This window comes from Thauera sp. JM12B12, assembly GCF_039614725.1.
Lineage (GTDB): Bacteria > Pseudomonadota > Gammaproteobacteria > Burkholderiales > Rhodocyclaceae > Thauera.
The window spans coordinates 1,891,315-1,912,289 of the sequence record NZ_CP154859.1; the positions used below are offsets into that span (position 1 = coordinate 1,891,315).

Sequence of the window (20,975 nt, forward strand, 5' to 3'; positions counted from 1 at the left end):
CTGGCTCCGCGTGCGGCAGTGGGGGGCGGATCAGGCCTTCACCCGCATCAGGCGCTGCTTCTCGCGCTCCCAGTCCTTTTTCTTCTCGTCCTCGCGCTTGTCGTGCAGCTTCTTGCCCTTGGCGAGCCCGATCTCGAGCTTGATGAGACCTTTCTTGTAGTGCATGTCGAGCGGCACCAGCGTGTAGCCGGCGCGCTCGACCTTGCCGATCAGGCGCGCGATCTCCTTCTTGTGCAGGAGCAGCTTGCGGGTGCGGGTGGGGTCGTGGCGGACGTGGCTCGAGGCGGTGGTGAGCGGCGTGATGTGCATGCCGAAGAGGAAGATCTCCTCGCCGCGGATCACCACGTAGGATTCCTTGATGTTGGCCCGCCCGGCACGGATGGCCTTCACCTCCCAGCCCTCGAGGACCATGCCGGCCTCGTGCTTCTCCTCGATGAAGTAGTCGTGAAACGCCTTGCGGTTTTCGATGATGCTCATGGTGTGGCGGTCCTTCGGGCGCGTGGCGGGCAGCGAAGCGCTGGCCCGCATGCGGTAGAATTGCGCATTTTAACAGTTCGGCTGCGCGCCCGTTCCGGCCGCTGCGCAGTTCCGACATCCCTCCTTGCCCATGGCCGAAGTCAAGAAGCTCGTACTGATCGAATTCACGCCTGCGCAAATGTTCGAGCTGGTCGATCGTTGCGAGGATTACCAGCAGTTCCTGCCCTGGTGCGGCGGTGCCGAGGTGCATGAGCGCACCGCCACCGTCACCGCAGCGACCCTGCACATCAACTACCACGGTATCAAGGCGCATTTCAGCACGGAGAACCAGAAACGTTATCCGCACGAGATGACGCTGCGGCTCACCGACGGCCCGTTCACCCACCTCGATGGACACTGGCTGTTCACCGCGCTCGGCGATACCGCCTGCAAGGTCGAGTTCCAGCTTCGCTATCAGTTCGCCAGCAAGCTGCTCGAAAAGGTGCTCGGCCCGGTGTTCAACCACATCGCCAACACCTTCGTCGATTCCTTCGTGAAGCGTGCGGGGCAGGTCTATCAATCTTCTTCAGCGTCGGGAGCCGGCAGATGAGCGCCATGATTCAGGTCGAGGTGGTCTATGCGTTGCCGCAGCGCCAGGAGGTGGTGACGGTCAAGCTGCCCGAAGGGGCGAGCGCGCGCCAGGCGGTGGAGGCCTCCGGTCTGCTCGAGAAATATCCGGACATCGAGCTCGACCGCCGCAACAAGCTCGGTATCTACGCCAAGCTCGTGAAGGCCGACGCCGAGGTGCGCGATCGCGACCGCGTGGAAATCTACCGTCCGCTCATCGCCGACCCGAAGGCCGTGCGCAAGAAGCGCGCGGACGAAGGCAAGGTCATGAAGAAGGGTGGCGGGTCCGCCGAAGAGGAAGCCTGAAGCTCGGGCCCGCAGTCAGGGCTTCGCTGCCCGAATGGAGGCGGGACGCGTGGTTCCGGGCATGAAACCCGTCAGCGACGATTCCCTTCGCGCGCGCCGTCCTACTGGCAGCTTTCCGAGAGCTGCTGTCGCAGCCGGCCAGCCTCTTCGGCTCGGGCGGTGTCGTCAAGGAACTCGCGTCCGCCCGCGGCATTGAAGCGACTGACGCGCTGGCCGGACTCGAGCGCCGCCAGTTGATTGCGCGCCTGTTCGCAGAAACGCTGGCGCTCGGCTTCGCGTGCGGCCTCCTCGTCGGCCTTTGCCGCGGCTTCCGCAGCGGCGGCACGGCGCTCGCGGAAGGCCTGTTCGCGCTCCGCGAGGGTGGGCGGACGTGCGGCTTCTGCCGCCTTCGTCGCGTCGCCTTCGGGCGCGGGTTCGACTGCCGCTGGAGGCGGGGCGGGACGCGGCACCGGCCCGCCACGGATCACATTCACGTCGCCGGTTGGCGGCGGCGTGTCGCTGTAGTGCATGCGGCCGTCCTTGTCCTTCCAGCTGTAGATCTGCGCAAGCGCGGGCAGCGCTGAGAACAGGGCGACGACGAGCGCGGCACGGCGAATCATGAGGAAATCTCCCGGACGCGCCGCTTACATGGCGCTTTGGCGCTCTGTATAATACGGATTTGGTCGAAAGGAAAAAAGCCATGCGAGTGATTCAGAAGGCGCTGACCTTCGATGACGTCCTTCTCGTTCCCGCCCACTCCACGGTTCTTCCGCGTGACGTCGGCCTGCAGAGCCAGGTCACGCGCCGCATCCGTCTGAACATCCCGCTGCTCTCCGCGGCGATGGACACCGTCACAGAAAGCCGTCTTGCCATCGCGTTGGCGCAGGAAGGCGGCATCGGCGTCGTGCACAAGAACCTCACGCCCGCAGAGCAGGCGGCCGAGGTGCACAAGGTCAAGCGCCACGAGTCAGGCATCCTCAAGGATCCGATCACCATCCCGCCGACGATGAAGGTCGGCGAGGTCATCGCGTTGCAGCGTCAGCATCGCTTCTCCGGCGTGCCGGTGGTGCAGGGCGGCAAGGTTGTGGGCATCGTCACCAACCGCGACACCCGCTTCGAGACCAACCTCGACCAGCTCGTCACCCAGATCATGACGCCGCAGGAGCGCCTGGTCACCGTGCGCGAGGGCGCCAGCCTCGACGAGGCGCGCGAGCTGCTGCGCGTGCATCGCCTCGAGCGCGTGCTCGTCCTCAATGAGGCGGGCGAGCTCAGCGGCCTCATCACCGTCAAGGACATGATGAAGTCCACCGAACACCCGAACGCGGCCAAGGACGAGCAGGGCCGTCTTCGCGTGGCGGCGGCGATTGGCGTGGGTGCGGGCACCGAGGAGCGTGCCGAGCGCCTGGCCGAGGCCGGGGTGGACATGATCGTGGTCGACACCGCTCACGGCCACTCCCAGGGCGTGCTCGATCGCGTCACCTGGGTCAAGAAGCATTTCCCGCAGATCGAGGTCGTGGGCGGCAACATCGCCACCGCGGCCGCGGCGCGTGCGCTGGTGGATGCGGGCGCGGACGGCGTCAAGGTCGGCATCGGCCCCGGCTCGATCTGCACGACGCGGATCGTGGCCGGCGTGGGCGTGCCGCAGATCACCGCGATCGACAATGTCTCCACCGCGCTGGCGGGCACCGGCGTGCCGATGATCGCCGATGGCGGCATCCGCTTTTCCGGCGACATTGCCAAGGCGATCGCGGCGGGCGCGAACTGCGTGATGCTCGGCGGCCTCTTCGCCGGTACCGAGGAGGCGCCGGGCGAGACCGTGCTGTTCCAGGGGCGCTCGTACAAGTCCTATCGCGGCATGGGTTCGCTCGGTGCGATGGAGAAGGGTGCAGCCGACCGTTACTTCCAGGACGAGAACACCGGCAACATCGACAAGCTGGTTCCGGAGGGCATCGAAGGCCGTGTGCCTTACAAGGGCTCGGTCGGCGCGGTCATTCATCAGCTGATCGGTGGCTTGCGGGCCTCGATGGGCTACCTCGGCTGCCCTGACATCCCGACCATGCATGCGCGCGCCGAGTTCGTCCAGATCAGCTCCGCCGGCATGCGCGAGTCGCACGTCCACGATGTGCAGATCACCAAGGAAGCGCCGAACTACCAGATCAGCTGATCGCGCCTCCATGAAACACCCGGGCGGCTGCGAGGCCGCCCTTCCTTTTTCGACGTTCGAGATTTCCGCCCCATGGCCCACCAGAAGATCCTCATCCTCGATTTCGGCTCCCAGGTCTCCCAGCTGATCGCGCGCCGCGTACGCGAGCAGCAGGTGTATTGCGAGCTGCATCCCTTCGACGTGTCGGACGAGTTCGTGCGCAACTTCGGCGCGCAGGGCGTGATCCTGTCGGGCGGCCCCAACTCGGTCTACGAGGCGGAGGACTGGCGCGCGCCGCAGGCCGTGTTCGAGCTCGGCGTGCCGGTGCTGGGCATCTGCTACGGCATGCAGACCATGGCCAGCCAGCTCGGCGGCAAGGTCGAGAGTTCGGCCAAGCGCGAGTTCGGCTACGCCGAGATGCGCGCACGCGGGCATTCGAAGCTGTTCAACGGTATCGAGGATCGGACCAACGCCGAGGGGCACGGCCTGCTCGACGTGTGGATGAGCCATGGCGACAAGGTCACCGCGCTGCCGCCGGGCTTCAAGGTCATCGGCAGCAACGAAGCCACGCCGATCGCGGCCATGGCAGACGAGGCGCGCGGCTTCTACGGCGTGCAGTTCCACCCCGAGGTCACGCACACGATCAAGGGCAAGGAGATGATCGCGCGTTTCGTGCACGACATCTGCGGCTGCGGTCACGATTGGAACATGCCCGACTACATCGACGAGGCGGTGCAGAAGATCCGCGAGCAGGTGGGCGACGAGGAGGTCATCCTCGGCCTGTCGGGTGGCGTGGACTCGTCGGTAGCGGCGGCGCTGATCCACCGCGCGATCGGCGACCAGCTCACCTGCGTGTTCGTCGACCACGGCCTGCTGCGCCTCAATGAAGGCAAGCTGGTGATGGAGATGTTCGCCGGCCGCCTGCATGCCAAGGTCGTGCATGTCGACGCGACCGAGCAGTTCATGGGCCACCTCAAGGGTGTCACCGACCCCGAACAGAAGCGCAAGATCATCGGCCGCGAGTTCGTCGAGGTCTTCCAGGCCGAGGCGAAGAAGCTGCCGAACGCGAAGTGGCTCGCCCAGGGCACCATCTACCCCGACGTGATCGAGTCCGGCGGCGCCAAGAGCAAGAAGGCGCACACCATCAAGAGCCACCACAACGTCGGTGGCCTGCCCGAGACGCTGGGCCTGAAGCTGCTCGAGCCGCTACGCGACCTGTTCAAGGACGAAGTGCGCGAGCTCGGCGTGGCGCTCGGCCTGCCGCACGACATGGTGTATCGCCACCCCTTCCCGGGGCCGGGCCTGGGCGTGCGCATCCTCGGCGAGGTGCGCCAGGATTTCGCCGACCTGCTGCGCCGCGCCGACGCGATCTTCATCGACGAGCTGCGCGCCGCCGACTGGTACGACAAGACCAGCCAGGCCTTCGCGGTGTTCCTGCCGGTGAAGAGCGTGGGCGTGATGGGCGACGGGCGCACCTACGAGTACGTGGTGGCGCTGCGCGCGGTGCAGACCCAGGACTTCATGACCGCGCACTGGGCGGAGCTGCCGCACAGCCTGCTCGGCAAGGTCAGCAACCGGATCATCAACGAAGTCCGCGGCATCAACCGCGTGGTGTACGACATCTCCGGCAAGCCGCCGGCGACCATCGAGTGGGAGTGACACGCTGAAGTCTCCTTCATCGGCCGCACCCGCCCGGGGGCTGGCCGAGGAAGGGGCGAACGGGCCTAGTCTTTCCGCCCCAGCTGTTTTTGCGCGTACATGCGCGCGTCCGCGGCGGCCATCAGTTCGGTCACGCCCGGGTGCCTTTCGGGGTCGAACTGCGCCGCGCCCACGCTGTATCGAAGCGCGTAGCCGCGCGCCGCGTCGCTGTTGTGCGCATGTACGGCAGCGCTCAGACGGGCGAGCGGTTCGGCGAGCGTGTGCTCGTCGGCGTTCGTCACCAGCACTGCGAATTCATCACCGCCCAGCCGCCCGATCACATCCACCTCGCGAAAGGTTTCGCGCAGCAGGCGAGCGAAGTCGGCGAGCGCGCGGTCACCCTCCGCGTGGCCGAAGCGGTCGTTGATCTGTTTGAAGAGATCGAGGTCCACGTACAGCATCGCAGCCGGCTTGCCCATCCGCCGGCACATGTTCAGGGCTTGCTGGGCAAGGCGTTCGAAGCCACGCCGGTTGGACAGCAGCGTGAGCTCGTCCATGCTGGCGAGCTGGACCGCGGCGAGCTCCTGTTCTGCCATGTGGGCAAGGTCGCGTAGCAGTGCGAGGTCGTCGGCGCCGAAGCTGCGTGGCGCCGTATCGATCACGCACAGCGTACCGAGCTTGCTCCCGTTCGCGGCCTGCAGCGGACATCCCGCGTAGAACCGGATCCCGGGCGGACCGGTGACGAGCGGGTTGTCCGCGAAACGCGGGTCGAGCGCGGCGTCGGCGACGACCAGGGTGTCGTCGTCGAGGATGGTGTGGCCGCAGAACGAGACGTCGCGCGTCGTTTCGGTGGCCGCCAGTCCCATGCAGGACTTGAACCACTGACGGTCGGTGTCGACCAGGCTCACCAATGCGATCGGTACGTTGAACAGGCGCTTGGCCAGCCGGGTCAGCCGATCGAAGCGCTCCTCCGGGGCCGTGTCGAGGATGTTCAGGGCCCTCAGGGTTTCGATCCGGCGCGACTCATCGGGAGGGAGTGGGGGGGCGTGCATGGCGGGGCGGCTGTGTGGTCGATCGATTCGTGTGTGTCGTACGTCCGGCTGGAGCGTTCGCCCCCGTGCGGCGGGCGGGCTGAATGAGCGTGTCAGCCCCCGTTCGCGACGATAGTCAAAACCATAAGTTTGCTCAAGGTATTCATAAGCATGGGTAATTCCAGCGCGCCCTCGGAGCCGGGTCAAGGGTGATCACGCAGGAGCGAGGACGGGGCGTGATGGCCAGGCGTGTCGCGCTCCCGGCATCGCGCGCCGGGACGGGCGCGGTCCTGCGGTAAGATCGAGCGGGTCGCCGGCTCGCCCTCGGCCGGCGCGCGTTCGAACAGCATCATCGCTACTCCTTCGTGATTCTCATGTCCCGTCGTGTCGCAACGCCCCTTCCGCAGTCCGTCCCCGCAGCCCGGTCAATGGCCGGGGTCGCCGCGTGGGGAGCCGTGCCCTGCCGCAGACGAGGGGGCTGCCATCGCTGCAGGGAGGCGGCGGGTGGCCGGAAGTCTGCTGGAGGGGGCGCATGACGGCCTGCGTCCGCTACTGGCTCCGCGTGCTGCGCAGGACCCTGCGGCTGTGGCTGGACGCCCAGGTGTTCGTGCATGCGGCCGCACTCGCCTTCTTCACCGTGTTTTCGGTGGCGCCGGTGGTGATCGTCGCCGTGACCCTGGTTGGCCTCGTACTCGGTGAGAGCGCGGCCCAAGGGCAGATCGTCGAGCAGTTGCGATCCGCGATCGGGGCGGAGGCGGCGGCCGCGGTGCAGACCGCGGTCGAGAACAGTCGCATCCAGCACAGCGGCCTGTTGCCGACCATCGCCGGCGTCTGCGCGATCCTTTTCGGGGCGACGACGGTGTTTACACAGATGCAGAACGCGCTCAATGCGATCTGGGGGGTGGCGCCGCGGCCGACGCGCAGCAGCGTGTTCATCTACCTGAAGACGCGCCTGCTGTCGCTGGCGGTCGTGCTCGGGATCGGCTTCGTGCTGCTCGTGTCGCTGACGCTGAGCGTCTTCGTGCGTGCGGCCGTCACCTTCGCGCAGGACTGGCTGCCGATTCCGGTCCCGGTGGTGCTCGGGCTGGACTGGCTGGTGGCGCTGGTCGTGGTCACGCTGTTGTTCGCGACCATCTTCCGCGTGCTCCCTGACGTGGTGCTGGCCTGGCGGGACGTGCTGCTCGGCGCCTTCGTCACCGCCTTGCTGTTCGCGCTCGGGCGCGCGCTGATCGCGATCTACCTGTCCACCACGGCGACTGCCTCGACCTATGGCGCTGCAGCCTCGCTGGTGCTGCTGCTGCTATGGGTGAACTATTCGGCCCTGATCCTGCTGTTCGGCGCAGCCTTCACGCGTGCCCACTTCGAGGCCGCAGGCCGCAAGGTGCGCCCGCGCGCAACCGCGATCTGCGTGCACCGGCAGTTGATCGAGGACTAGCGGCCCCCGGGGCCCGCGACGGCTCAGTTGCGCAGCAGCTGGAGCTTGAAGTGGTGCTGGATGAAGGACTGGAATTTTTCCACGCCCTCGAGCGCCAGGCGCAGTTCGCCCTGCTCCATCGCATTCAGGCGGTCGAGCGCGACGTAGTTGCTCGGCGTCGCGTTCGCCCGCAACGCGGCGACCTGGCCCTGCAGGCGCATGATGACGAGGAAGTCGAACGCCGCCCGCAGGTCGGCGAACTGGTCGGGTCGCATCACGCCGCACTCGACCAGGGCCTCCATGCGGTCGTGCGTGCTGCCCTCGAGGCGTGCGGCTTCGATCGCGAGCGCCTTGATGCCGTCGGTGATGGCGAAGATGCCGGCCTTCTTCAGGTCGACCTCGCCGCGGTGGGGGCCGGATTTCTCCACCTTGATGCGCCCGAACCAGCCGAGCGGCGGGGCGAAGCGCGTCATGTTCTGCGCCATGCGCACGAGGAAGCCCTGTTCCTGGCTCATGTAGTGGAAGGCGTGGTCGCGCAAGGCCTCCACCAGGTCGGTGCGGCCGTAGATCGGGCGCAGATCCATGAACATGCTGCCGGTCATGACGTTCTCCGGCGTTGGCGTCGAGAGCCAGCGGGTGAGCTCCTGCCGCCAGGCCGCCAGGCTGCGCCGCCACTGCGGGTTCTTCGCCATGATGCCCCCCGGGCAGGGCGGGACGCCGATCGAGATCAGCGCGTCGATAAGCTCTTGCGAGAAGGCTTCCAGGCGCGCGACCTCGGCGGCGCTCAGGCTGTCGGCGTAGATGATCGCGTTGTCCTGGTCCGTCGACAGCGTCTGCTCGCCGCGACCCTCGCTACCCATGACCACGAACGCGAAATCCGGCGTGAGGTCGGGGTAGCGCTCGGCGCGCAACAGCTCGATGAGGCGAATCAGCACCTGGTCGTTGAGATTGGCGATCAGGCGCACCATCTCGCGGATCGCGATGCCGGTTCCGGCGAGGTGGACGATGAGCTTCTGGATGCGACCGTGGAGTTCGCGCAGAGCGTCGAGCGAGTCCGCCTTCTCGATGTCGAGCACGAGCTGGTGGGGCGAATGGGCCTGCACACGGAGGATGTCGGTGACGGTGATGATGCCGGCGAGCGCCCCGGCGGCATCCACGACGACGAGGCGGTGGATGTTGTGCCGCGACATGCGGTAGAGCGCCTCGTAGAGGACGTCGTCCTCTGCGATCGTATGCAGCGGGGCGCTCATCACGTCGGCGACCCGCAGCGTGGAGGGCGGCCTGCCGGTTGCCACGACCTTGTTGCGCAGGTCGCGGTCGGTGAGGATCGCGCTGGGCCTGCCATCGCTTACCACGACCACGCACGAGATGCTGCGCTCGCGCATGCGGGCGACGATGTCGACGAGGTCGTCGTCCGCGGTGCAGCTCACCACGCTGCGCTGATAGAAATCCCGGATCGGGCGGAAGAACTCGTTCTCGTCTGCCATGCCTGTACGCGCCTCGCTGCGCCGTAAACAGGCGTCATTCTACCCGTTGCCGGGTTGCGCTCAGGCGCTGGCGTGCAGCGCCTGGCTCAGAAGCAGCCCCGGGTCGAGCGCGACGACCTCGCCGATCATGATCAGGGCGGGGGTTCGCAAGCGGGCAGCGCGCACCGCCTCGGGCAGGCACGCCACGGTGCTGCTCACGCCGCACTGCGCGGGCGTGGTGGCGGCGTGGATCACCGCAGCCGGCGTGTGCGCGGGCAGGCCGTGTGCGATCAGGCGTTCGCAGATGATGTCGAGCGCGCCCAGCCCCATGTAGATCACCACCGTCTGGCGGGGGCGGGCGAGGGCGGTCCAGTCGAGGTCGACGGTGTCGTCCTTGAGGTGTCCGGTGGCGAAGACGAGCGTCTGCGCGTGCTCGCGGTGGGTGAGCGGGATACCCGTACAGGAGGCCGCGCCGGCAGCCGCCGTGATGCCGGGGACGATCTCGCATTCGAGCCCGTCACCGAGCACGGCGGCCATCTCCTCGCCGCCGCGGCCGAATATGAAGGGGTCGCCGCCCTTGAGGCGCACGACGTCGAGCCCCTCTCTGGCGAGATCCACGAGCAGCCGGTTGATCTCGTGCTGCGGCAACGCATGGTTGCCCGCTTCCTTGCCGGCGTACACGCGGCGTGCGGACGCCGGAATGAGGGCGGCCACCGCATCGCCCACCAGGTGGTCGTAGACGACCGCCTCGGCATTGGTGATCAGGCGCATCGCCTTGACCGTGAGCAGATCGGGATCGCCCGGGCCGGCACCGACCAGAAACACCTTGCCGGGGCCACCGCGCTTACCCTGCGCCTCCACGCTGGTGCCGGAGGCCGAGCTGCCGCGGTGGGCACGCGGTCCGGATGGCGCGCGAAAGCTGCGTGCCTGGGCGCTGCTCGACGGCACTGCGTCTGATGCCTGACTTCCTGCATACATGTTGGGTCTCCGGCGTTCGGGTGAGGCGGTCTTGTTCATTGTCTGGGCGATTCGTGCGCGGCCTGGAAACCCCTCCCGTCCGGTCCTCTGGGGCGGATCGGGAAGACCCGCGAGGTCCGCTCGGAGCGCGTCTGGCGGGCTTTCCGGCGCCACTGAACTTTATCCCTAGGCTTCATGTGGAAAATTAATTCACATCAAGGATGGGGCCTCCTTGAAAAAACCATACTGCGCTCACTCTGTTGTTTCACATCCCGTGTCGTGTAAGGAGAGGGCAATGCAAAAGAAACGTTTGATTGGTTCAACTCTGGCGATGGCGATCCTGCCGCTGGCCATGAGCAGCGCATGGGCCGCGGATGCGCCCAAACTGACCGCCGAAGAAATGGAGCAGGGCAAGCAGATCTACTTCGAGCGCTGTGCCGGCTGCCATGGCGTGCTGCGCAAGGGCGCCACCGGCAAGAACCTCGAGCCGCACTGGACCAAGACCGCTCCTGACGGCACCAAGCTCGAAGGCGGCACGCTCAAGCTCGGTACGGACCGTCTCGAGAAGATCATCGCCTACGGTACCGAAGGCGGCATGGTCAACTATGACGACATCCTGACCAAGGAAGAGATCAACCTGATGGCTCGCTACATCCAGAACGAGCCGCCGATCCCGCCCGAGTTCTCGCTCAAGGACATGAAGGACAGCTGGAAGCTGATCGTTCCGGTCAAGGACCGTCCGACCAAGCAGATGAACAAGGTCAACCTGAAGAACGTGTTCGCGATCACGCTGCGCGACGCGGGCAAGCTGGCCCTGGTCGATGGCGACACCCACAAGATCTGGAAGATCCTCGACACCGGCTATGCGGTGCATATCTCGCGCCTGTCGGCTTCGGGTCGCTATGTGTACACCGTCGGTCGTGACGGCCTGACCACCATCATCGACATGTTCTACGAAGAGCCCACCACGGTCGCCACCGTGCGTCTGGGTTCGGACGCGCGTTCGGTCGACACCTCGAAGTTCAAGGGCTACGAGGACAAGTATCTGATCGGCGGCACCTACTGGCCGCCCCAGTACTCGATCATGGACGGCGAGACGCTCGAGCCGATCAAGGTCGTGTCGACCCGCGGTCAGACCGTCGACGGCGAGTACCACCCGGAACCGCGCGTGGCCTCGATCGTCGCTTCGCTGCAGAAGCCGGAGTGGGTGGTCAACGTCAAGGAAACCGGCATGATCCTGCTGGTGGACTACAGCGACATCAAGAACCTCAAGACCACCACGATCGAATCCGCCAAGTTCCTGCATGACGGCGGCTGGGACGCCTCGGGTCGTTACTTCATGGTTGCCGCCAACGCCTCGAACAAGGTCGCCGCGGTCGACACCAAGACCGGCAAGCTCGCCGCCCTGGTCGATACCGCCAAGATCCCGCACCCGGGTCGTGGCGCCAACTTCGTCCATCCGGAGTTTGGTCCGGTGTGGTCGACCGGCCACCTCGGCGACGCCGTCGTCTCGCTGATCTCCACGGCTTCCGACGATCCGAAGTTCGCCAAGTACAAGGATCACAACTGGAAGGTGGTGCAGGAGCTGAAGATGCCTGGCGCCGGCAACCTGTTCGTGAAGACCCATCCGAAGTCGAAGAACTTCTGGGCCGACGCGCCGATGAACCCGGAGCGTGAGATCGCCGAAGCGGTGTTCGTGTTCGACAAGGCCGACCTGAAGAAGGAGCCGGTGCGCATCGACGTCGCCAAGGATTCGGGCCTGCCCGAGAGCAAGGCGATCCGTCGTGCGGTGCAGCCCGAGTACAACGAGGCCGGCGACGAGGTCTGGATCTCGCTGTGGGGTGGCAAGACCGATCAGTCCGCGATCGTGATCTACGACGACAAGACCCTCAAGGTGAAGAAGGTGATCACCGACCCGGCCGTCGTCACGCCCACCGGCAAGTTCAACGTGTACAACACCATGCACGACGTTTATTGATCGGCGCAGTCGGTCGTAGCTGAACACCCCCCGCGCTTCGGCGCGGGGGCATGAAGGAAGAATTCCATGTCAGATCGAAACAGCGACAACCTCAAACAAGAAGATTCGGGCGGCTTCTGGGCACGCCTGCGCCGCCCGTCGAAGAAATCGCTGGGCGGTCTGTTGGCTGTAGGCTTCGTGGTTGGCATCCTGTTCTGGGGCGGTTTCAACACCGCGATGGAAGCCACGAACACCGAGAAGTTCTGTATCTCCTGCCACGAGATGTATGACAACGTGTACAAGGAGTACAAGGAGACGATTCACTACAACAACCGCACCGGCGTGCGTGCGGTGTGCTCGGATTGCCACGTCCCGAAGGACTGGACGTACAAGATGATGCGCAAGATCCAGGCCTCGCGCGAGGTGTGGGGCAAGATCACCGGCACCATCGACACCCGCGAGAAGTTCGAGGCCAAGCGCCTGACCCTCGCCCGTCGCGAATGGGCGCGCATGAAGTCGGTCGACTCGCGCGAATGCCGCAATTGCCACAGCTTCGAGAGCATGAACCCCGAGGCGCAGAAGCAACGGGCCCGCAAGCAGCACGAGATGGCCATCGAGGACAAGATGACCTGCATCGACTGCCACAAGGGAATCGCGCATCACAAGCCGGAAGGCATGACCGAGGAAGACGAGATGTAAGGCTCGTCCTGCATCGAGGTCCAACCCAAGCACAGTGAGGAAATGACGATGAAGAAAACCATGATTGCTGGCGCCGTGGGCGCACTCCTGGCCTTCGGTGCCGGCACTGCGATGGCCGCGGCACCCGACTGGGGCAAGGTCGAGGCCAAGGACATCACGCTGTTCTACCCGGGCGTGTCGCCGCTGGAATGGATCCAGAAGGGCACCGAGCACGGTGGCGCGCGTGCGCTCAAGAAGGGCGAGACCTGTGCCGACTGCCATAGCGACGAGGCAGCGGACATGGGCAAGAAGATCGCCAGCGGCCAGAAGATCGAGCCCACCCCGATCGCCGGCAAGGCGGCCTTCATCCCGGTGAAGGTGCAGGCGGCGCATGACGGCGAGAACCTTTATCTGCGTTTCTCCTGGAAGCAGCCGGCGGCCTCGGGTGCAGCCAAGATGGACGACAAGAACCCGGTCAAGATCGCGTTCATGCTCGAGTCCGGCGGCAAGGTCGAACTGGCCGATCAGGCCGGCTGCTGGGCCACCTGCCACACCGACTCGCGCACCATGCCGGGTGCCGACGACGCCAAGACCAAGTACGTGAAGGGTGGCTCGCTGGCCGAAGGCAAGTTCTACGACCTCTACCAGTGGCGCAGCGGCGAGAACAAGGGCTTCGACGGCCATGTCGCCGACAAGCGCGTGATGGAAGGCGGCAAAGCCCTGGTCAGCGCCGAAGGCAAGAAGGACGGGGACAACTGGACGGTGGTGTTCACCCGCAAGCTGGCGGGCGGCGAAGGCGACGTCGCACTCGAGTCGGGCAAGGCCTACAACTTCGGCTTCGCCATCCATGACGACAGCGCAGCTGGGCGCTTCCACCACGTCTCGCTGGGCTACAAGCTGGGCATCGATGCCGACGGTCACGTCAAGGCAGCCAAGCAGTAAGTCCGTGGCGTCGACCCCGCCCGCCGGTGCGGGCGGGGGATCACTCGAGCGGAAGTCCCGGCCGTCCGGCCAGGGCTTCCGCTTCTTTCTTTCATGTTGTGCCGTCAGCGACGGCACGAGGAGAGACGGGATGAAAGGCAGAGCGCTGTTGTGTGCGATCACCACCCTCGGGCTGACGCTGGGTGCGCCGGAGACGAGCTTCGCCGCCGAGCACCTGGTGGCGATCGAGAAGTACACCTTCAGCCCGACCGAACTCCATGTTCGCAAGGGCGACACCGTGACCTGGCTGAATAACGAGAAACGGGTCAGCCACTCGGTCCTGTTCATGGGCTCTGGCGAGGAGTCCGAGCGCTTCTTTCCGGGCGAGAAATGGTCGCGCGTCTTTCCCGAGGCGGGCCGTTTCGAATACCGCTGCGGGCCTCATCCCGAGATGCTCGGCGTGGTGATCGTCGCGGACTGAGCGCGCGCCCCACGACGCCGTCCTTGCGCGCGGGGAGGGCGCACAACCCCACCCGGCTCATGGTTGATTCGAGTCAAGGTTTCGCAAGGGCTGAAGGATCATCCTGCTTCCGACCGCATCGTCGTTGGAAACGAGCATGAAAGTCCCGCCCCTTGTCGCCCATGTCGCCCTTCTCGTCGGCGCAGCCGTGGTCTCGGCCCTGGCCTCCGCCTCCGAGGCACGGCCGACCGCCCCCGACCCGCAGCGTGCGCGCGAGCTGATCCACATCGTCCGCCAGGACTGCGGTTCCTGTCATGGGCTCACCCTCAAGGGCGGGCTGGGGCCTGCGCTCACTGCCGCGGCGCTTGCCGACAAGCCGCCGGAAGGGCTGGTGGCGACCATCATCGGCGGCCGCCCGGGGACCCCGATGCCGCCGTTCGCCACGATCGTCAGCGAGGCCGAGGCGGTCTGGATCGTGGATCAGCTGATGCGCGGCTTCCCGCCCGACGCTGGCCTGCCGCAGGCCCGCCACACCCCCTGATTCAAGAAGGCGCCCGCGTACGCGGCCGCCCTTGCGTCGCACCTCCCGGGGCTCGCGCCCCAGCATCGAAGCCGGAGTACTCATGTCTTCCCAGAACGTCCGTCTTGCGCCGCCCGCAGTGTGGGGCCTGGTCCTGTCCGCGATCGTGTTGCTGCTGTCCGCCTGCACCACGACGACGCCGGTCGTGTTGCGCGGTAGCGGCGATCTGGGCGTGGTCATCGAGCGCGCCGACGGCAACGTGAAGGTCATCGAGACCACCGGCCGCAGCGTGCTCGCCACGGTGAGCGGACTGGGCGACCTGTCCCATGCCTCGGTGGTGTTCTCGCGTGACGGCCGCTACGCCTACGTGTTCGGACGCGACGGTGGCCTGACCAAGGTGGACCTGCTCGAGCGCCGCATCGCCGGCCGCGTGGTGCAGGCGGGCAACGCGATCGGCGGCTCCATCTCGCACGACGGCAGCCTGGTGGTGGCGCAGAACTACGAGCCGGGCGGCATCAAGGCCTTCGACGCCAACACGCTGGAGCTGGTCGCCGACGTGCCGGCGACCACCGAGGACGGCACCCGCTCCAAGGTCGTGGGCCTGGCCGATCTCTCCGGCCGGCGCTTCATCTACGCGCTGTTCGAGGCGGGCGAGATCCGCATCACCGACTTCTCCGACCCGAAGAACCCGGTCACCCAGCGCTTTGACGGCGGCAAGCAACCTTACGACGCACTGGTGAGCCCCAACGGCCGCTACTACATCGCCGGCCTGTTCGGCGAGGACGGGCTGGCGCTGATCGACCTGTGGAACCTCGACAAGGGCAGCCGCAAGATCCTCTCCGGCTACGGCCGTGGCGAGCAGCCGCTGCCGGTGTTCAAGATGCCGCACCTGCGCGGCTGGTCGATCGCCGGCAACCGCGCCTACCTGCCGGCGATCGGCCGCCACGAGGTGCTGGTGGTCGACACCGACACCTGGCAGGAGGTCGATCGCATCAAGGTCAAGAGCCAGCCGGTGTTCGCGATGGCGCGCCCGGACGGCCGCGAGATCTGGGTTAACTTCGCCTTCCCGGACAACGGCTGGGTGCAGGTCATCGATACCGTGACCGGCCAGGTCACCGATACCCTGCAACCGGGACGCGGCATCCTGCACATGGAGTTCCTCTCCAAGGGCCACGAGGTCTGGCTGTCGGCGCGTGACGACAACAAGGTGGTGGTCTACGACACCGCGAGCAAGAAGCCGATCGGCGGCTTCGACTCGGCGAGCCCGAGCGGCATCTTCTTCACCACGCGCGCGGCGCGTACGGGTTTCTGATGCCGCGCCAGCCCATCCTGCCCGCGGCGCTGGACGCCACCGGCTTTCGCCTGCTCAACGAGTGGCAGCGCGACTTCCCGCTCGAGCCGCGTCCCTTCGCGCGCATCGCGCAGGCGGTCGGCACCGGCGAGGCGGAGGTGATTGCGGCCTATCAGGGGTTGAGCGCGCAAGGGCTCGTGAGCCGGGTGGGGGCGGTCTTCGCCCCGCGTCGCCTGGGGGCGAGCGCGCTGGCCGCCCTGGCGGCACCGCCCGAACGCCTGGAGGAGGTGGCCGCGCGCGTCACCCGCGAGCCGGCGATCAACCACAACTACCAGCGCGAGCATCGCTACAACCTGTGGTTCGTCGTCACCGCCGCCTCGCGCGCGCAGCTCGACGAGGTGGTCGCCGGTATCGAGCGCGACACCGGTTGCGCGGTCATCGTGCTGCCGCTGGAGGAGGAATTCCATATCGACCTCGGCTTCGATCTCAAGGCCGGCGGAGAAGGGCGACGCCCCCATGCGGACGCCCGTGGCGGCGAGCCGATCGCGCTCGGCGACGCCGATGGCGGCTGCAGGTTGCCGACGATCGAGCGTCAGCTGATCGGCGCGCTTCAGGGCGGCCTCGCGCTGGAGGCGCGGCCCTTCGCCACGCTGGCGGCGCGGGTCGGCCTCGCCGAGGGCGAGGTCATTGCCTGCATCGCGCGCTGGGTGGACGAAGGCCTGATCCGCCGCTTCGGCGTGGTCGTGCGCCACCATGAGCTCGGTCTCGAGGCCAACGCGATGTGCGTGTGGGACGTACCGGACGCCGAGGTCTCCGCGCTCGGACGCCGGCTCGCGCAGGAGGCCGCGGTCACGCTGTGCTACCGCCGCCGCCGCGTGCAGCCCGACTGGCCATACAACCTCTTCTGCATGATCCACGGCAGCGCGCGCGAGGAGGTGCTTGCGGCGCGGGACGACCTTGCCGTACGCCTCGGACTCGATCGCCATCCGCACGCGGTGCTGTTCAGCTGCCGGCGTTTCAAGCAGACCGGTGCGCGCTATCTCGGCGCCAAGGATCTCGCCCATGTCTGAAGCCCGTCCCGAAGCGCCGGCCGGCCGTCGCGGCGTCGCCGCGAAGCGTGCGCCCGACGATACCGACCGTCGCCTGATCAACGCCATCCAGGGCGAGTTTCCGCTCTCCGAGCGACCCTTCGCCGAGGTGGGTGCGGCGCTCGGGCTGTCCGAGGACGAGGTGATCGCGCGTCTGCAGTCGCTGCTCGACGACCGCGTGCTGACCCGCTTCGGGCCGATGTACCAGATCGAGCGCATGGGCGGCGCATTCTGCCTGGCGGCGATCGCCGTGCCCGAGGCGCAGTGGGCGGGTGCGGTGGAAGCGGTCAACGCCTTCCCCGAGGTGGCGCACAACTACCGCCGCGAGCACGCGCTCAACATGTGGTTCGTGCTCGCCACCGAGACGCCCGAGGGCATCGCCGACTGCGCGCGCCGCATCGAGGCCGCTACCGGGCTGGTGGTGCATCTGTTCCCGAAGGAACGCGAGTACTTCGTCGAGATGAGGCTGGAGGCTTGATGGCACAGGGCATGCCCGAAGAGGGCCTGGTCGCGCGCGCGGAGGCGCAGGGCGCCGCGCTGGCGCGGCCCGATGAGTTTCCCTACCGTGATGTCGCGGAACTCGACCGCCGCATCGTGCTTGTCACCCAGGGCGGGCTGCCGCTGGTGGCGCGGCCGTACGCCGCGGTCGCCGAGGCGCTCGGCGTGGGCGAGGACCTCGTGCGCAGCCGCCTCGCCGCGATGCTTGCCGACGGTCGGATCCGCCGCATCGGCGCCGTGCCCAATCACTATGCGATCGGCTACACCGCCAACGGCATGAGCGTCTGGGATGTGGACGACGCGGTGATCCACGCGGTGGGAGAGCGCGTGGGCGCGCTCCCGTTCGTCACCCACTGCTACCGCCGGCCCCGCCATCTGCCCGACTGGCCGTACAACCTGTTTGCGATGGTGCACGCCGCCAGTCGCGAGGCCGCGCTCGCGCGTGTGGAGGAGATCGCCGCGCTGATCGACGAGGCGTTCCCCGGGGCCTGCCGGCAGCGCGACGTCCTGTTCTCGGCCGGCATCCTGAAGAAGACCGGGCTGCGGATCGGCGGCTGACGCGCCTCCCGGCGTACGCCGGGATGGCGCGCGCGCGCGATCCCGGGACCCTTGACCCGCGTCATTTTCTGCGCGGGGCGGGTCGGGTCAAATGGTCGCCATTCAGGAGGCCTCCATGTTCCGCATCTCCCAATTCATCCGCGAGCTCGACCATCCGACCCCCGCCGGCCCGCGCCGCAACCCGCCGGGCCCGGTGGTGATCTGGAACCTGATCCGGCGCTGCAACCTCACCTGCGAGCACTGCTACTCGATCTCGGCGGACAAGGATTTCCCCGGCGAGCTGAACACCCAGGAGGTGTTCAAGGTCATGGACGACCTCAAGGCCGCGCGCGTGCCCGTGCTGATCCTGTCCGGGGGCGAACCGCTGCTGCGCCCCGACATCTTCGACATCGCGCGCCGCGCCAAGGGCATGGGCTTCTACGTCGGCCTGTCGTCCAACGGCACGCTGATCGACGAATCCAACATCGACGCGATCGACGACATCGGCTTCGACTACGTGGGCGTGAGCCTCGACGGCATCGGCGCCACGCACGATCACTTCCGCCGCAAGCAGGGCGCCTTCGAAGCCTCGATGCACGGCATCCGCCTGTGCCGCGATCGTGGCATCAAGGTCGGCGTGCGCTACACCATGACCGAGGGCAACGCCCACGACCTGCCGGCGCTGCTGAAGCTGGTCGAGGACGAGCGCATCGACAAGTTCTATTTCTCGCACCTGAACTATGCGGGCCGCGGCAACAAGAACCGCGCCGGCGATGCGCGCCACCGCACCACCCGCGAGGCGATGGAACTGCTCTTCGAGACCTGCCTTGAGCTGCACCGGCGCGGCATCGACAAGGACTTCGTCACCGGCAACAACGACGCCGACGGCCCCTTCCTGCTGCACTGGGTGCAGCGCCGCTTCCCGGACAAGGCCGCGCACATCGAGGCCAAGCTGCGCCAGTGGGGCGGCAATGCGAGCGGGGTGAACGTCTCCAATATCGACAACCTCGGCATCGTGCATCCTGACACCATGTGGTGGCACGTGCCGCTCGGCAACGTCCGCCAGCGCGCCTTCGGCGAGATCTGGAACGACCTCTCCAACCCCCTGCTCGCCGGGCTCAAGCAGCATCCGCGCACGCTGGAAGGGCGCTGCGGCGCATGCAAGTACCTCGACATCTGCAACGGCAGCTCGCGCGTGCGCGCCGAGCAGGTCACCGGCAACCCCTGGGCGGAGGATCCGGCCTGCTACCTCCATGACGAGGAGATCGGGGTGAATGCCGAGGACTACGGCGCCGAGCGCGTGGTCACCACGCCGTGGACACGCATCAACAAGGTGTCCGCATGAGCGCCCGCATCCCGGCCTTCACCGGCCTGCTCGCGCTGATCGGCGCCCTGGCGGCCCTGCCAGCCGGCGCTTCGCCGGGCACCGTCGCCGGCCCTGCGGCAAGTGCGGCGACGGCGAGCATCGACGTGCCCGGGCTCTATGAGCAGCACTGCGCGGCCTGCCATGCGCCCAACCGCCTGGGGGCGATGGGCCCGGCGCTGCTGCCCGACAATCTCGGACGGCTACGCAAGACCGAGGCGGCGAAGGTGATCGCGGAGGGGCGTACCGCAACCCAGATGCCGGCCTTTGCCGCGCAGCTGAACAAGGACGAGATCGCCGCGATCGCCGACTGGATCTACACCCCGGTGGTGCCCGAGCCGCGGTGGACCGACGACGACATCCGCGCCTCGCGCATCGTCCATGTCGATCCGGCGACGCTTTCCGACAAGCCGGTGTTCGACGCCGACCCGATGAACCTCTTCCTGGTGGTGGAGGCGGGCGACCATCACGTCAGCGTGCTCGACGGCGACAAGCTCGAGCCGATCTTCCGCTTCCAGTCCCGCTTTGCGCTGCACGGCGGGCCGAAGTTCGCCGCCAACGGGCGCTACGTGTTCTTTGCCTCGCGCGACGGCTGGGTCACCAAGTTCGACATGTGGAACCTCAAGGTCGTGGCCGAGGTGCGCGCCGGCATCAATACGCGCAACGTCGCCGCCTCGCCCGACGGCACCCATGTGGCGGTGGCCAACTACCTGCCGCACACGCTGGTGCTGCTCGACGGCGACCTCAACCTGGTCAAGACGATCGAAGCCAAGGACCGCGACGGCAAGAAGAGCTCGCGCGTGTCGGCGGTGTACGACGCCACCCCGCGCCAGTCCTTCATCGCGGCGCTCAAGGACGTCGGCGAGGTGTGGGAGATCAGCTACACCAAGGCGGTCGAGGACATTCCGATCAGTTACATCCACGACTATACCCAGCGCGAGGGAAGCTTCATTCCGGGCTACCTCAACCCGCGCCGGACCATCCTCGCCGAAGTGCTCGACGACTTCTTCTTCACCCCGGACTACTCCGAGTTGATGGGCGCCTCGCGCGAAGGGGTGGGCCAGGTGGTGAACCTCGACGTACGCAAGAAGATCGCCAACCTGCCGCTCGAGGGCATGCCACACCTGGGCTCGGGCATCACCTGGGAATGGCAGGACCCCGCAGCCGGGCCTGACGCCAAGCCGCGCACGGTGATGGCGAGCACGAACCTCAAGGCGGGGGAGGTCACGGTCATCGACATGAAGACCTGGGAGGTGGTCAAGCGCATCCCGACCCGCGGCCCCGGCTTCTTCCTGCGCAGCCACGCCAACAGCCGCTACGCCTTCGTCGATTCGATGATGAGCCCGGAGGCCAAGCACATCCTGCAGGTGATCGACAAGCACACGCTCGAGGTGGTGAAGGAGGTCACCGGCGAGCCGGGCAAGACCCTCGCCCACATCGAGTTCACCCGCGATGGCCGCTACGCGCTCGCCAGCCTGTGGGAAGACCAGGGCGCGGTGATCGTGCTCGACGCGCAGACCCTCGAAGAGGTCAAGCGCCTGCCGATGCGAAAGCCGGTCGGCAAGTACAACGTCTGGAACAAGATCACGCGCGAGGAAGGCACCAGCCACTGAGCAGGCGCGCGTCCGGCGTGCGCGCCCGACGT

The 20,975-nt window shown here is 67.0% G+C and carries 21 protein-coding genes; 16 read left to right on the forward strand and 5 right to left on the reverse strand.

Annotated elements, in window-relative coordinates; translation table 11 throughout:
• Window positions 1-30: 30 nt before the first annotated feature.
• Window positions 31-477, reverse strand: a complete 447-nt coding sequence (gene smpB / locus AAG895_RS08430) for an SsrA-binding protein SmpB (protein ID WP_345795048.1) — start codon at window positions 475-477, stop codon at window positions 31-33.
• Window positions 478-607: 130 nt separating this feature from the next.
• Here smpB and AAG895_RS08435 point away from each other — a divergent pair, with 130 nt between their 5' ends.
• Window positions 608-1,066 (forward strand): type II toxin-antitoxin system RatA family toxin, encoded by a 459-nt coding sequence (locus AAG895_RS08435; RefSeq protein ID WP_345795049.1) that lies wholly within the window; start codon window positions 608-610, stop codon window positions 1,064-1,066.
• Window positions 1,063-1,389 carry an RnfH family protein gene (locus AAG895_RS08440; RefSeq protein ID WP_345795050.1) on the forward strand — a complete coding sequence of 109 codons (327 nt, stop codon included), beginning with the start codon at window positions 1,063-1,065 and terminating at the stop codon, window positions 1,387-1,389. The genes AAG895_RS08435 and AAG895_RS08440 overlap by 4 nt, the downstream gene beginning before the upstream one ends.
• A 101-nt stretch (window positions 1,390-1,490) precedes the next feature.
• Here AAG895_RS08440 and AAG895_RS08445 read toward each other — a convergent pair whose 3' ends face one another.
• Complete coding sequence (locus AAG895_RS08445; protein ID WP_345795051.1) at window positions 1,491-1,988, reverse strand: DUF4124 domain-containing protein; 498 nt, start codon at window positions 1,986-1,988, stop codon at window positions 1,491-1,493.
• 80 nt (window positions 1,989-2,068) lie between these two features.
• On the opposite strand from AAG895_RS08445, the gene guaB reads away from it, so the two are divergent.
• Together guaB and guaA are read left to right on the forward strand one after the other, a co-directional pair.
• Window positions 2,069-3,532 (forward strand): IMP dehydrogenase, encoded by a 1,464-nt coding sequence (guaB, locus tag AAG895_RS08450; protein ID WP_345795052.1) that lies wholly within the window; start codon window positions 2,069-2,071, stop codon window positions 3,530-3,532.
• Between the two features lie 72 nt (window positions 3,533-3,604).
• Window positions 3,605-5,170, forward strand: coding sequence for a glutamine-hydrolyzing GMP synthase (gene guaA / locus AAG895_RS08455; RefSeq protein WP_345795053.1), 1,566 nt, complete (start codon window positions 3,605-3,607; stop codon window positions 5,168-5,170).
• Between the two features lie 65 nt (window positions 5,171-5,235).
• Here guaA and AAG895_RS08460 read toward each other — a convergent pair whose 3' ends face one another.
• Entirely contained in the window at window positions 5,236-6,201 is a 966-nt protein-coding gene (locus tag AAG895_RS08460) for a sensor domain-containing diguanylate cyclase (RefSeq protein ID WP_345795054.1), read from the reverse strand.
• Between the two features lie 511 nt (window positions 6,202-6,712).
• Here AAG895_RS08460 and AAG895_RS08465 point away from each other — a divergent pair.
• A complete protein-coding gene (locus AAG895_RS08465; protein WP_345795055.1) occupies window positions 6,713-7,615 on the forward strand; it encodes a YihY/virulence factor BrkB family protein in 903 nt (300 codons plus the stop codon).
• Window positions 7,616-7,638: 23 nt separating this feature from the next.
• Here the strand turns inward: AAG895_RS08465 and AAG895_RS08470 are convergent, their stop codons facing one another.
• Both AAG895_RS08470 and cobA read right to left on the reverse strand, forming a co-directional pair.
• Complete coding sequence (locus tag AAG895_RS08470) at window positions 7,639-9,081, reverse strand: DUF294 nucleotidyltransferase-like domain-containing protein (protein ID WP_345795056.1); 1,443 nt, start codon at window positions 9,079-9,081, stop codon at window positions 7,639-7,641.
• A gap of 60 nt (window positions 9,082-9,141) precedes the next feature.
• A complete protein-coding gene (cobA, locus tag AAG895_RS08475) occupies window positions 9,142-10,038 on the reverse strand; it encodes a uroporphyrinogen-III C-methyltransferase (protein WP_345795057.1) in 897 nt (298 codons plus the stop codon).
• A 274-nt stretch (window positions 10,039-10,312) separates the two neighbouring features.
• Between cobA and AAG895_RS08480 the strand changes: the two genes are divergently transcribed.
• From AAG895_RS08480 to AAG895_RS08530, 11 genes are all read left to right on the forward strand, one after another.
• Complete coding sequence (locus tag AAG895_RS08480; protein WP_345795058.1) at window positions 10,313-11,995, forward strand: cytochrome D1 domain-containing protein; 1,683 nt, start codon at window positions 10,313-10,315, stop codon at window positions 11,993-11,995.
• A gap of 66 nt (window positions 11,996-12,061) precedes the next feature.
• Window positions 12,062-12,673, forward strand: a complete 612-nt coding sequence (locus tag AAG895_RS08485) for a NapC/NirT family cytochrome c (RefSeq protein ID WP_345795059.1) — start codon at window positions 12,062-12,064, stop codon at window positions 12,671-12,673.
• Window positions 12,674-12,715: 42 nt separating this feature from the next.
• Entirely contained in the window at window positions 12,716-13,594 is an 879-nt protein-coding gene (locus tag AAG895_RS08490) for an ethylbenzene dehydrogenase-related protein (protein ID WP_345795060.1), read from the forward strand.
• 130 nt (window positions 13,595-13,724) lie between these two features.
• Window positions 13,725-14,054 (forward strand): plastocyanin/azurin family copper-binding protein, encoded by a 330-nt coding sequence (locus tag AAG895_RS08495; protein ID WP_345795061.1) that lies wholly within the window; start codon window positions 13,725-13,727, stop codon window positions 14,052-14,054.
• Window positions 14,055-14,190: 136 nt separating this feature from the next.
• Window positions 14,191-14,574 (forward strand): cytochrome c, encoded by a 384-nt coding sequence (locus AAG895_RS08500; RefSeq protein WP_345795062.1) that lies wholly within the window; start codon window positions 14,191-14,193, stop codon window positions 14,572-14,574.
• 82 nt (window positions 14,575-14,656) lie between these two features.
• Window positions 14,657-15,865 carry a cytochrome D1 domain-containing protein gene (locus tag AAG895_RS08505; RefSeq protein WP_345795063.1) on the forward strand — a complete coding sequence of 403 codons (1,209 nt, stop codon included), beginning with the start codon at window positions 14,657-14,659 and terminating at the stop codon, window positions 15,863-15,865.
• Window positions 15,865-16,914, forward strand: coding sequence for an Lrp/AsnC family transcriptional regulator (locus AAG895_RS08510; protein WP_345795064.1), 1,050 nt, complete (start codon window positions 15,865-15,867; stop codon window positions 16,912-16,914). The genes AAG895_RS08505 and AAG895_RS08510 overlap by 1 nt, the downstream gene beginning before the upstream one ends.
• Window positions 16,907-17,410 carry an AsnC family transcriptional regulator gene (locus AAG895_RS08515; RefSeq protein ID WP_345795065.1) on the forward strand — a complete coding sequence of 168 codons (504 nt, stop codon included), beginning with the start codon at window positions 16,907-16,909 and terminating at the stop codon, window positions 17,408-17,410. Before AAG895_RS08510 ends, AAG895_RS08515 begins: the two co-directional genes overlap by 8 nt.
• Window positions 17,410-17,988 (forward strand): Lrp/AsnC family transcriptional regulator, encoded by a 579-nt coding sequence (locus tag AAG895_RS08520; protein ID WP_345795066.1) that lies wholly within the window; start codon window positions 17,410-17,412, stop codon window positions 17,986-17,988. The genes AAG895_RS08515 and AAG895_RS08520 overlap by 1 nt, the downstream gene beginning before the upstream one ends.
• Before the next feature lie 115 nt (window positions 17,989-18,103).
• Window positions 18,104-19,312, forward strand: coding sequence for a heme d1 biosynthesis radical SAM protein NirJ (gene nirJ, locus AAG895_RS08525; RefSeq protein WP_345795067.1), 1,209 nt, complete (start codon window positions 18,104-18,106; stop codon window positions 19,310-19,312).
• Window positions 19,309-20,943 (forward strand): cytochrome D1 domain-containing protein, encoded by a 1,635-nt coding sequence (locus tag AAG895_RS08530; protein ID WP_345795068.1) that lies wholly within the window; start codon window positions 19,309-19,311, stop codon window positions 20,941-20,943. Before nirJ ends, AAG895_RS08530 begins: the two co-directional genes overlap by 4 nt.
• Window positions 20,944-20,975: the final 32 nt, after the last annotated feature.